The organism is Undibacterium sp. GW821-FHT11H02 (assembly GCF_058808015.1).
This window is the reverse complement of record NZ_JBXARG010000011.1, coordinates 157907-170636: the sequence shown is the minus strand read 5'-3', so window position 1 is coordinate 170636 and position 12730 is coordinate 157907. Positions and strand designations below refer to the sequence as shown.

Genomic DNA, 12730 nt, shown 5'->3' with positions numbered 1-12730 from the left:
ACGCAAATAAATCGGGCTCGTCCAACAAACGGTTCAGATCGTGGCCGCTTCGCGTCACGATCTAACCTTACTCGTTATGCGAGCCTTTGTATTTGGCCCTGCACCTTTGTTTTGACCTTTTTGGCACCGAACCAGCAAAACATTACTGCCCGGTTTGCACAATGCCCGCTACTGATTTTTGAAACCAATAAAAGCTTGGCGTTTTTTGAAACCAAAAATAACCGACCACTATTTGAAACAGACAAATTGAAATTACCACCAATTTTACCTGCCTTTAAAACCACTCACTGAAATTACCTCCCAAAAGAACAACCCACGAAACAGAATACTCACCAAACCAGAAACCAATCAATCTTGGTTTTCATGTTTTGAACTTCTCGGTTTTGCATAACTTGTTTTAAAGTGAAAGAAACCGAAGTTAACACAAACGTATAAATTAAGCAACGCTGTTCCAACTTACTCAAAAGGCTTATGTTTATTACTTCTTTTTTGTTATACTGTATAAATATACAGTATAACAGGAGAACCTAGATGGAAGTGAAACAACCTCGTTTGTTAGATCAAGTTCGCGAGAGCATACGCTACAAACATTACAGTCTTGCAACTGAAAAAACCTACGTATATTGGATTCGTTTTTTTATTCGCTGGTCTGGTCTTAGGCATCCGAAAGACATGGGTGCGCCAGAAGTGGAGGCATTTTTATCCATGCTCGTCGCCGAACGCCATATTTCTCCTTCTACACACCGTCAAGCGTTGAGTGCTCTCCTCTACTTATATAAAAAGGTCCTCAAAATCGAGCTACCTTGGCTTAACGAAATTGGTCGTCCTAAAGAAAAAAGACATTTGCCTGTCGTCCTCACAAAGCTTGAAGTGCAGCAAGCAATTCAAGTGCTCAACGCCGCCAATCCTACTTTTGGCTTGTTTGCCAAACTCTTGTATGGGACAGGCATGCGTATCATGGAAGCCGCCCGCTTAAGGGTAAAAGATATCGAATTTGATCATGGTGCCATTTTGATTCGTGATGGTAAAGGAGCGAAAGACCGGGTGGTCATGCTGCCACAAAGCCTGGTACCAGCCTTAAAAGAACATTTGGCGCGTTGTCATCCCATATGGGAAATAGATCGTCGAAATGCGCTGCCAGGTGTTGAAATGCCATTTGCACTTGCAAAGAAATATCCTCGCGCAGATCAAAGTTGGGCATGGTTTTGGGTCTTCCCACAGCAAACAGTCTCGACTGACCCTCGCTCTCGTATCGTACGAAGGCACCACATTTATCCACAAACTTTCCGTCGCGCGTTTCAAGTCGCCTTAAAGAAAAACGCTTGTTTCAAGCCTTCCACGCCCCACACCTTAAGGCATAGTTTCGCAACCCACCTACTACAAAGCGGTTGCGACATCCGTACCGTTCAGGATTTGCTCGGCCACAATGACGTCAGTACCACCATGATTTATACGCATGTATTGAAGATTGCAGGAGGCGTTCGCAGCCCATTAGACAGTCTAGAACCCGATTCCCCCATCATTTCAAAAGTACAATGATTATATGAGTTTGCCTGACAAACCTACAAAACATCCGCTCATTGAACGCTAACCCTCTGATTTTTAAAATAAAACCGCTATTTTCAACTTTCTTCCTTGAAAAAGCCCCACCCCGCCCATATAATTAGCACTCAGCGAGAGAGAGTGCTAACAATGTTCTTAGTAAGCTTGTTGGTAGTTTCCTCTAGCAAGATCTTTCTAGCGAAATGAGACTTGAAAAGACTTGCTCTGCTCATATTTAGTGCGCTGGACGTACTTAGTCGAGCAAAGCTGAGTTGGTTTAAGTCATTTATTTTGCAATTTTATTTACTTTGGTAATTTTACTTTTGTAATTTTTTTAGGAGTTAGTATGAATCTTCGTCCCCTGCACGATCGCATTATCGTTAAACGTTTGGATCAAGAAACAAAAACAGCATCCGGTATCGTTTTGCCTGACGCAGCAGCAGAGAAACCAGATCAAGGTGAAGTACTGGCTGTCGGTAACGGCAAGGTATTAGAAAACGGCACAGTGCGCGCTTTAGAAGTGAAAGTTGGCGACCGCGTTTTGTTCGGTAAATATTCTGGTCAAGCTGTCAAAGTTGACGGCAATGAAGTCTTGGTTATGCGTGAAGAAGACGTTTTCGCGATTGTTCAAAAGTAATTTACATACAGAGAAATAGCGCTCAACTCACTATAAGTTCAGACTAAAACCTCTCAACACAGAGACACGGAGATCAAGAGAACATCAGGAGAAAATCTTTGACTTTCTCTGTGCTCACTCCAAATCTCTGTGTCTCTGTGTTGAGAGGTTTTCTGATTCTGGCAATATTGGTCTGGGCTAAGCACTATTTTCAATTCAAATATCCTATTTTCGGAGAATTTTATTATGGCAGCTAAGCAAGTTGTATTTGGCGATGACGCACGTGCAAAAATCGTTAACGGTGTTAACGTTTTGGCCAACGCAGTTAAAGTAACTTTGGGCCCTAAAGGTCGTAACGTCGTTTTGGAACGCTCTTATGGCGCGCCTACAGTGACTAAAGACGGTGTGTCAGTCGCTAAAGAAATCGAACTCAAAGACAAGCTCGAAAACATGGGCGCACAGTTGGTTAAAGAAGTGGCTTCCCGCACTTCTGACAACGCGGGTGACGGTACAACAACAGCGACAGTATTGGCACAAGCAATCGTTCGCGAAGGCTTTAAATATGTTGCTGCTGGTTTCAATCCAACGGATTTGAAACGCGGTATCGACAAGGCAGTTGTAGCTTTGGTAGCTGAAGTAAAAAACATCGCTCGCCCAACAACAACAAACAAAGAAATCGCTCAAGTTGGCTCTATCTCTGCAAACTCCGATCAAAACATCGGCGACATCATTGCTAAAGCAATGGACAAAGTCGGCAAAGAAGGCGTGATCACTGTTGAAGATGGTAAATCTTTAGAAAACGAATTGGATATCGTCGAAGGTATGCAATTTGACCGTGGCTATTTGTCACCCTACTTCATCAACAATCCAGAAAAACAAGCTGTGATTTTGGATAACCCATTTGTTTTGTTGTACGACAAAAAAGTTTCTAACATCCGTGATTTGCTGCCGGTATTGGAACAAGTTGCAAAATCTGGTCGTCCATTGTTGATCATCGCAGAAGACGTTGATGGCGAAGCATTGGCAACTTTGGTGGTGAACAATATCCGTGGCATCTTGAAAACTGCTGCTGTTAAAGCGCCAGGTTTTGGTGATCGTCGTAAAGCGATGTTGGAAGATATCGCGATTTTGACTGGCGGCCAAGTGATTGCAGAAGAAGTTGGTTTGACTTTGGAAAAAGCGACTTTGGATCAATTAGGTCAAGCGAAGCGTATCGAAATCAGCAAAGAAAACACGATCATCATCGATGGTGCAGGTCCTGCTGTTGGTATCGAAAGCCGCGTTAAACAAATCCGCGCACAAATCGAAGAAGCGACATCTGACTACGATAAAGAAAAATTGCAAGAACGCGTTGCCAAGTTGGCTGGCGGTGTTGCAGTGATCAAAGTTGGTGCAGCGACTGAAGTTGAAATGAAAGAGAAAAAAGCACGCGTTGAAGACGCATTGCACGCAACACGTGCAGCGGTTGAAGAAGGCGTTGTGCCTGGCGGTGGCGTTGCATTGCTACGCGCACGTGCAGCAGCCGGCGTGATCAAAGGCGACAATCCAGATCAAGACGCAGGTATCAAATTAGTCTTGAAAGCGATCGAAGCACCATTGCGTGAAATCGTTGCCAATGCGGGTGGCGAAGCAAGTGTAGTGATCAATGCGGTTGTGAACGGCACTGGCAACTACGGCTTCAATGCAGCAAACGACACTTATGGCGATATGATCGAAATGGGTATTCTCGATCCAGCTAAAGTGACACGCTCTGCATTGCAAAACGCAGCATCTGTTGCTGGTTTGATTTTGACAACTGATGCATTGGTTGCAGAATTACCAGAAGACAAACCAGCTGCTGGCGGCCATGATATGGGTGGCATGGGCGGCATGGGTGGTATGGGCGGCATGATGTAAATGCGGTAGCCGAACCAGAGCCTAGCGTTCTAAGTTCTCTGCTTCAAAAAAGATCCTCGTTATTTCGGTAACGAGGATCTTTTTGTTTTTGGTAGATGCAAAGCTAAGAAAGTTTAAATTCGATAGTGCGTCATTCCCGCGAAGGGACACAGTTGTCCGAAATAACATTCTTGACAAATTTAGCTAGCAACACCCTTCTCCCGCAAGCGGGAGAAGGGGCGGGGATGAGGGGGCGCAGATTCGGATGACATTTTTCGACGCACAAATATTTAAAATTTTGTCCTATTTTTCCCATTCAAACACTTTGCTGTCGCTGAACTACCCTCACCCTAGCCCTCTCCCGCGAGCGGGAGAGGGAATATTTACGCCAACCACCTATTCTTCTTTTTCGAGTCCATTCAAACAGCGTCATCGTACAACTCAAGCACCATCAGCGTTTCCCGAATATTTCCAATATTATTCCGGACAGCAGTGCGTAAAGGCCGTAATCTAGTGACTTTGCCCTTAAACGTGACTACGACGCTAGGTTCTCGCCTACGCGGGAACGACAGAGTAGAGCCAATCAGGGATTGCTAACTAATCAGGTTCTTATTTGTATTTCGATGCATGCTTTTATTCAGTAACATTTATCCAGCAATATTGATGCAGCAACCCCATTAAACGATATCTACAACTTCCCTTTAATACCCGAACTAATCGCAGTCAAATCATTCCCGTTTGCATCTTCTGCCTGATGCAATCTGACACAATAGCGTGATTTAGCTAAAACTAAAGAAGTAAGGTTTGAGCGTGCTGCCACCTCGACCCATTTGCCTGGTTCGCGTACAACTTTGCCATCTGGGAGACGAGCCTGAAAGATACAATCAAGCGTGCCCATTGCTACTGCAAATTTCTCGTTTTTAGTTAATTTGGCAGAATTCGAACGCACGTCTTGTGCTGCTTGCTGCGCAGGTGTCAGTGTTTCTTCTACTGCGGACTTTGGTACCTGCAATCGGTAGCGGTTCGCGATGCTACCTAAGGTCGTCAAATCCTTAGCTGAATCAACGCCACTCAATGAACTGCTTGCTGATTCGTTTCTACTTCCGTTTTCCACAGACATGTGTTCGCTAACATTTGTATCAATCGTCTGGATGGGCGTATCAATTGAGTTTTTTATCGCTCGCAGTTTGGGCCAATTCTTGTTCGCAGTAGGCTTGGCACTTGGCACCGGATCAGCTGGGCCTGAACGATAGATCGGCACGACAGTCATTACAGAATTTGAAAATTTAACATTCGCCCGCAGGTTTGTACGACTCAAAAAGACGATGATCATGCAATGACACAATACGATCAAGCATCCAAGAATCAATCGCGTCGAGCGAAAAGAACTTACTGACCTTGCTTTTATCATTTGTGGCAATATTTTTTTATACTTAGGAACAGGCTGCATAATACCCCACTCGTCTTGACAACACTACAACTGCCCTAGATACTTCCTGAACAATAAAAAATCTGGAGATTATCTTGGCTATACAACAGCTCAATGAGGCACAGGTTCAAACCTGGACGCGCCATCAAAAAGATCAATGGTGGTTAGAGAAGGTGTATCGCGGCGATATGGCGCAATTGAGCTGGCGTTCAGGCTTATCAGGTTTTCTGCTGGGAGGCATCTTATCCGCCACAGCGATGTATATAGGCGCCAAGACTGGCATTTCGATTGGTGTCAATTTAATTTCTGTCATCTTGGCGTTTGGCATTTTTAAAGCACTAGAGAGCGCGGGCTTTGCCAAAGATTTCACGATCTTAGAAAACAACTGTACACAATCCATCGCCACTTCGGCTGGTTATATGACCATGCCACTAGTGGCCTGCTTACCCGCTTACATGATGATCACTAAGATCATTCCTAGTTGGTGGCAAATGCTGATTTGGATGGTCATCATCGCTATCCTTGGCGTGTTACTCGCCTTCCCGCTTAAACGTCGTTTTATCAACGAAGATCAACTCCCCTTCCCCGAAGGCAATGCCTGCGGCGTGGTGCTCGATACTTTGTATAACGGCGATGCTGGCAGCGGCATTTTTAAAGCGAAATTACTAGCCAAAGTCGGCCTCTGGACTGCGGCTTTACAAATTATTTTAAGCGATGGCTGGATGAAGCTGCTGCAATTTAAACTCTTGCGGCTGGATCAATGGGCAGGCTTGAGCGAACCTTGGTATTTGAAGGAACGACTGGATACTTATTACTACCTGGCGGCAGTGAAATATGATTTATGGATACCCAAGATCTTGGGTATCGATTTCCGTACTTTGGGCTTACGCTTTACGCTCGACGCCGCCATGCTGGGTGTGGGTGCCTTGATGGGGATACGAGTTGCGACCAGTTGTCTGATCGGCACAGTGCTTAATTTTGCCATCTTAGGCCCCATTATGATTAGTCTTGGTGACATTGCTCCACGCATGGGACTCGACGGTAAATTAGTGCCGCTGTCACGCATAGAAATCGTAAATCAGTGGTCATTATGGTGGGGTATCGTGATCATGGTGGTGGCATCCTTGATCAGCTTGTTCGCCAAGCCAGAAATCTTCAGAGGACTATCGCGCCTTTTCAAAAAAGACGCTGATGCAGGGCAAACCCAAGATGTACTCGCGCATATCGAAGTGCCTTTGTGGATTTCCTATATCGGTGTGCCTGTCTTTAGTTTATTGGGCGTCTGGGCCACGCATACTTTCTTTGGTGTGCCTTGGTTGTTTGCTTTTATATCCTTAGCCTTAGTGTATTTGCTGACGGTGATTTGCATCAATTCTATGGCCTTAACTTCTTGGATACCGACCAGTGGTTTATCTAAGATCACTCAATTCTCTATGGGCGCCTTAGATCGTAGCAATCCTGCCACCAATCTGATTCCCGCTGGGATGTCGGCTGAAGTCGCCTCTAGCGCTGCTAGTCTGTTATCCGATATTAAGCCAGGCTATATGCTGGGCGCCAAGCCACGGCATCAGGTGCTGGGACATTTAATAGGGATCTTTTCTGGCACGCTCGCTTGTATTCCAGTTTACTTTTTATTGTTCTTACCACCGGACGCCAATGGCATTCGTCAAGCTGCCAACATAGTGACAGATCAATTTGCTTTTCCCGCAGCGATGCAATGGAAAGGCGTGGCGGAACTCATAGGACATGGCTTCAATAATCTTTCACAAAGCGCGATTATCTCCATCGTGATCGCCGCCATCGCTGCCATCATCTTCGAATTCGCCACCATCATCAGCAAAGGAAAATTCCCTATTTCTGCCATCTCTATTGGCTTAGGCGTGGTACTACCACCGGAAGCGGTGCTCGCCATGTGGATAGGCGCGTTTGTATTTTGGTTAATGGACAAAAAACATAAGCACAGTCCAAAAGATAGTCACGGCTACAAAGTGTGGGTCGATGGCATGCAAGCAGTTGCAGCAGGATTACTAGCTGGCTCGGCTTTGATAGGGATAGGAAACGCGATGATTAATGTGATGATGTAGGGAGTTAATTGTCACGTATCGACCTCACTAGTTTGCACTAGTTTTTCTAAGTTGATCGCGCAGTAAATTATTCACGCCAAACTTAATCTGCATCTGGTTAAATGCATCGAAAGAATGCAACAAGGCTTCAAATTTTGACGCATCGCTTTCCAACTGCATCAAGGCATAAGTGCAGGCTTCTAATGTGGATAACTGATGATCCGCATGCGCATGACGGATTTGATAGCGTGAGGCTGGCACCTCACGCAATGCATAACGCGGCAGGCTTTGAAGTGAGGGATTCTTTAAAAGCATTTGACGACTGTGACGCCAGCTTGCATCGATTACGACCAGGCGTACGGTACCGCATTCTTGTTTCACAAACTCCGATGCAGTGGGCAAACCACTGGTGTCTGGATACAACAAGACACTTTGTTTGGCGTCCCGCTCCAAGGCTTGTCTAAGAATCGTTTCATCAAACACCTCAGCAATCATGATTGTGCTATTCGGCAGACACAGATGCAGCAGACGAGCACTGCCTTTGATGTGACTGGTCTCAGCAGGATGCTGCAATATAAGTACTTCGGTTTGATGTTGTACCTGATGTATACAAGCGCAGATGCAAGCCCGACTAGCACGCAGACATTGCGGACAAATTTGTCGTTTAGCTCGCTCCATCAAGCACCCATCACTACTTGAGCAAGTTTCGCAAAGCGCCGGGCAAGTCAGCAAACTCAAACTTAAAACCACGTTCAGACAAAGCGTGCGGTACGACTTTTTGACCCGATAAAAGTAAGTCAGAACGCTCGCCGAGAGCCAGTTTTAAAATGGTCGCTGGTGCAAAAAAGACCGCTGGTCTATGCACCGAATTCGCCAAAGCCTGAGTAAACTGCGCATTCGTTACAGGATGAGGCGCCGTTAAATTAAATGCACCTCTCGCGCTATGATCGTCTAACAAGCTTAAGACTGCGCGCAGATAATCTTGCCTATGTATCCAGCTCATCCATTGTCTGCCATCGCCCAATCGACTGCCCATCGCCATACGAAATGGCAACAGCATTTTTTTTAACAGTCCGCCCGCTTCATCCATGACCAAACCAGTACGTAGCAATACCACACGTACGCCTGCGTCTTGTGCCTCCAATGCAGCCTGCTCCCAAGCGGCACATAATTGCGCAGAAAAATCATGACCTGAAGCGTCATCCTCTGTCAGGCTTAGGTCTTCATGCATACCGTAAAAACCAATCGCAGAACCGCTCAGTAAGACTTGAGGTCGATGTTTTGCCTGTTTGATTTTTTGTACCAAAGTAGTGGTTAAGGCGACCCGACTATCGAGCAAAATTTGTTTGCGTTGCGCTGTCCATCGGGCATCGACGATAGGCTCACCCGCCAGATTAATCACTGCGTCAAATTCGGTGTCCTGGGTGTATTCTTCTAAGCTCTGCATCGATCTTACTGAGGCACCACACAAAGCGGCGACCTGTTGTGGACGACGGCTCAGTACGGTGGCCTGATCACCGCGCGCAGTTAAAGCGGCACAAAGGCGGCGACCAATTAAGCCCGTGCCTCCCGTCATCAAAATACGCATATTTTCTCGCTTAGCTTTGGATACGCTTGAGACTAGCTCAAGATCAAAATGAAGGAGGGAGATCTTCCAGAATACGCAGACGATCGCCAAAACTCCACACTCGTTGAATTTCTATCACATCATACTTCGCCGCCAGCGTTGGGGGGAAAACAGAAAACGGGGCATTTGCCATGATGATGTTACGGGCTTTCTCATCGATAGCACGATTACCGCTGGTACGCATAATGGTCACCTCTTCTATCGTGCCATCACTGCGTATCACCATGTTGATCAAAACATTATGTTCAATATCACTGAGTGAACGTTTTTCATAAATCAAATTGCCGTTACGTTCCATCTTTTGCTTGAGACTATCGACGTACATGCGCAGAGGCACTTCTTTATCGTAGGCGCCAAGGAAGCTGCGGCGACGTGAACGGCTATCGTCCGGTAATTTACCGTTTGAAGGCGTTGCTGGCGCCGATTTAAATACATCACCACTACGTGCTTGCTCACGCAAACGACTGGCGAGGTCGCCCTTACTTAAGCCAGGCGCCAAATTCGTATTGCCTGTGGCATTATTTGCCCCGCCTTTGCCCTGCCCTGTGCTATCGCTACTGCCTTTGGCCGTCGCCAAACGTGCAGCGTTGGCTGCCGCATTGGCAGCAGCGGCCTCACGCTCTGCATTAGCACGCGCGTTCGCATCGGCTATCGCCTTTTGCTCCGCCTGTTTCTGCTCGCTTGCTTTTTGTTCAGCTAACTTCTGTTCTGCTAATTTTTGGTCCGCTAATTTTTGCTGGGCGATCTTTTGTTCAGTGGCACGCTGTTCTGCCAGTTTTTGTTCCAGAGCCTTCTGTTCTGCAAGACGCTGTTCCTGAAGTTTTTGTTCAAGTTGCGCGGCCAGTTTTTGCGCCTCTAACTCCTCGGCTTTCTTACGCTCGGCGATTTCTAAAGCGCGCTTTCTTTCGGCTTGTTCTTCTTGCTGCTTCTGACGTAACTGCAGCTGCGCTAAGGCTTCTTGTTTTTGCTGCTCTTGTTCCTGCGCCAATTGACGCAAACGTTTTTGTTCGGCTTGTCGTCTTTGCTCTTCTTGCTTTAAGGTTTCTTGCGTTAACAATTCTTGACGCTTAGTTTCACGTACCATGTCTTCGATAGCACGTTCGCGCTCACGTTGCAGGGTCTCCTGTGCTAATTTCTCCTGCGCGATTTTTTCTTGAATTGCCTTCTGCTGTGCTTGCTGCTCTTCTTGTAGACGCAATTTTTCTTTTGTCTCTTGCGCTAATTTTTTCTGCTTAATATCGGCTTCACGCTTTTGTTCAATCAGCAATTTTTCTTGTTCTAATTTCTTCAATTCATCTTGACGTTTCTGTTCGGCGATCAGTTCAGGATCAGCGTTTTTATCGATGATAGCATCCTCGGGAATCGCTTCCGATTTCTGTTTGTTTTCTCTCTTATCATCCGCACGACGTTGCAATTCCTCTTCACTGGTCAAAGGCACGACAAAATCGTCATTCTTGACTTGATCTTGCGCGATGATACGCGTTGGAGATTCGGCAGGTGGCAATACCCGTTTCACCACAGGCTGTGGTGGCGTACTCGTTTGTGCTTGGGACTTTAATGGCTTTGTGACTTTTTTTACCACCACCGGCTCAACTTTAGCCAAAGGCGCGACCATTTGAATACCGCTGTTGGGCGGCACACTGGCTTTCGGTATAGGCGATGGAAGTATCGGTGTTGGTAATTTAAATAATTCTGGCGTGGTGACGGATGGCGTAGGTTTAACCGGCAGAGCTTGCGGTGCTGGGCTGAGAATCTCTACTTGTAGCGGCTCAACTGCCGTGCGGCGTTCTTTCCACGGCGCTTCCAGGCTGGGCAAATCCAGACCGGGAATACCAAATTGCAAAGACAATATGATGGCATGCAATAGCAATGAGACCAAAATACCGCCAATTAAACGACGATTTGCCAAAGCGGCATCGCTCATTTCTTCGGGTTCTTCGGGAGTCGTCTCAAAACGCATGCAATTTGATAATCATAAGAAACAATGAATATCCATTATCCCAGATTTTCTGTTTTCCTTAGGTGCGATATTGCAACTATCGGTAGTAGTGGAAATAGTACGACAGAAGAATTCATAAGTTGAATGTCTCTGGCTTCATGCTGGCATCACGTTGGTATCGCGTTTCACAAAAAACAAACTCGCACCGACCAACACCAATACCGCACCAAATACGCGATTTTGGATACGCTGAGCCTTCACATCACGCATTAAGTTTTGCAAAGAAGAGGCTAATAGCGCGTAACTATGCATCACGCTGGCGTCAATGACGACCATCGTTATTGCTAAGATGCTTAGTTGCGGTAACAAAGCAGCTTGACTATTAATAAAGTTGGGCAAGACCGCCACCATAAATACGATCCCTTTAGGATTACTGGCATTGGTCAAAAATCCTGTCAGTACGCGACGACGAAAACTGGGGATATGTGCAGCAGCTTCCAGGTCGCCGCTTTGCACTACCAGGCTGGTTTGCGGCTTACTAAAGAACTGCGTGACACCCAAATAAATCAAGTACAAAGCGCCCAATACTTTCACCAGGCTAAATGCAGTTTCAGATGCCAGCAATAAAGAGCCGACACCAGCGCCAGCAACGATCAACACCAGCAACAAACCAAACTGCAAGCCCAGTATCGTGACACTAGCGCGCTTGACGCCATAATTGAGTCCATGCGACATAGACAAAATCGCACCAGAACCTGGCGAAATAGCGATCAAACACGCAGCGCAGAAAAAGGAAAACCAGGTAGCAAAAGTCATAGTAATAATTTTTTAAGATTAAGAAGTAAATTATTCAGTACCGGTCTCTCGCTTGCAGCGCGACCGTTCCGCCAAGAGTTGGACTAAGCGCAAACTACGCTATGCCATTCGCGCCGTATTTTAAGAATCCTGGACGTAGTGCAAGGCGTTCAAAATAAGCGTCCAAAGCAGGCAAATATGCATGCGCAATCGGTGCCGAACGCCAGCGATTCAAGGATAATCCCAAAACAATATCGGCTAAGGAAAACTGTTCGCCATTCACAAAGGCCTGAGTTTGTTGCAATTGTTGATCCATCATCGCCATATGCCGGTTCCACTCGCGGACACTAAGTGCAATCGCATCAGGATCTTTATGTGCGGCGCTCTGCCTGACAGTCGCCATAAAGGCGTAACGCCAGGCATTGTTCAATTCTGTAGCCTGCCAATCCATCCATTTTTCCACTTGCGCGCGTGGCATCGCTTCTTGCGGTAGCAGGTCAACACGTTGATGACGCGTCGCCAGATAACGACAAATTGTATTGGATTCCCATAAAGTCACGCCTTCATCTTGAATCACAGGCACCATACCATTGGGATTCAAGGCAAGAAATTCCGGCGTATTGACCGCATGCGGCGCGCCGGAGCCATATTCACTCAATTCAAATGGCAGTTCAATTTCGGCACAAGTCCAAAGTACTTTGCGGACATTAATAGAGCTGGACTTACCTAAAATTTTTAACATATAAGTAACCTTCTAAGGACTTAGGCGAGATTGTACTGGCTAGGCGAGGTGCCGAGGGCAATGAGGCCAACGACTGTTCTGCGTCAGTCCTATTTCTAATTC

The 12730-nt window shown here is 46.3% G+C and carries 10 protein-coding genes; 4 read left to right on the top strand and 6 right to left on the bottom strand.

Annotation, left to right across the window (positions count from 1 at the left end; all coding sequences use genetic code 11):
* Positions 1–531: 531 nt before the first annotated feature.
* The 3 genes from AC1RR2_RS12900 to groL all read left to right on the top strand — a co-directional run bounded on the left by AC1RR2_RS12900 (position 532) and on the right by groL (position 4054).
* Positions 532–1539, top strand: a complete 1008-nt coding sequence (locus AC1RR2_RS12900; RefSeq protein ID WP_493222668.1) for an integron integrase — start codon at positions 532–534, stop codon at positions 1537–1539.
* 349 nt (positions 1540–1888) lie between these two features.
* Complete coding sequence (gene groES / locus AC1RR2_RS12895) at positions 1889–2179, top strand: co-chaperone GroES (RefSeq protein WP_186889009.1); 291 nt, start codon at positions 1889–1891, stop codon at positions 2177–2179.
* Positions 2180–2404: 225 nt separating this feature from the next.
* Positions 2405–4054 carry a chaperonin GroEL gene (gene groL, locus AC1RR2_RS12890; protein WP_493222667.1) on the top strand — a complete coding sequence of 550 codons (1650 nt, stop codon included), beginning with the start codon at positions 2405–2407 and terminating at the stop codon, positions 4052–4054.
* Between the two features lie 667 nt (positions 4055–4721).
* On the opposite strand, the gene AC1RR2_RS12885 is transcribed toward groL, so the two are convergent.
* Complete coding sequence (locus tag AC1RR2_RS12885) at positions 4722–5303, bottom strand: hypothetical protein (protein ID WP_493222666.1); 582 nt, start codon at positions 5301–5303, stop codon at positions 4722–4724.
* Positions 5304–5557: 254 nt separating this feature from the next.
* On the opposite strand from AC1RR2_RS12885, the gene AC1RR2_RS12880 reads away from it, so the two are divergent.
* On the top strand, positions 5558–7546 hold the full coding sequence (locus tag AC1RR2_RS12880) for an OPT family oligopeptide transporter (RefSeq protein ID WP_493222665.1): 1989 nt from the start codon (positions 5558–5560) through the stop codon (positions 7544–7546).
* A gap of 27 nt (positions 7547–7573) precedes the next feature.
* On the opposite strand, the gene AC1RR2_RS12875 is transcribed toward AC1RR2_RS12880, so the two are convergent.
* The 5 genes from AC1RR2_RS12875 to AC1RR2_RS12855 form a co-directional block, all read right to left on the bottom strand.
* Positions 7574–8203 (bottom strand): tRNA-uridine aminocarboxypropyltransferase, encoded by a 630-nt coding sequence (locus AC1RR2_RS12875; RefSeq protein ID WP_493222664.1) that lies wholly within the window; start codon positions 8201–8203, stop codon positions 7574–7576.
* 13 nt (positions 8204–8216) lie between these two features.
* Positions 8217–9113, bottom strand: a complete 897-nt coding sequence (locus tag AC1RR2_RS12870; RefSeq protein ID WP_493222663.1) for a TIGR01777 family oxidoreductase — start codon at positions 9111–9113, stop codon at positions 8217–8219.
* Positions 9114–9156: 43 nt separating this feature from the next.
* The gene (locus AC1RR2_RS12865) at positions 9157–11112 is read right to left on the bottom strand and encodes an energy transducer TonB (RefSeq protein ID WP_493222662.1); all 1956 of its coding nucleotides are present in this window, start codon (positions 11110–11112) and stop codon (positions 9157–9159) included.
* 135 nt (positions 11113–11247) lie between these two features.
* Positions 11248–11907, bottom strand: a complete 660-nt coding sequence (locus AC1RR2_RS12860) for a LysE family transporter (RefSeq protein ID WP_493222661.1) — start codon at positions 11905–11907, stop codon at positions 11248–11250.
* A 94-nt stretch (positions 11908–12001) separates the two neighbouring features.
* Complete coding sequence (locus AC1RR2_RS12855; RefSeq protein WP_493222660.1) at positions 12002–12628, bottom strand: glutathione S-transferase family protein; 627 nt, start codon at positions 12626–12628, stop codon at positions 12002–12004.
* Between the last annotated feature and the right edge of the window lie 102 nt (positions 12629–12730).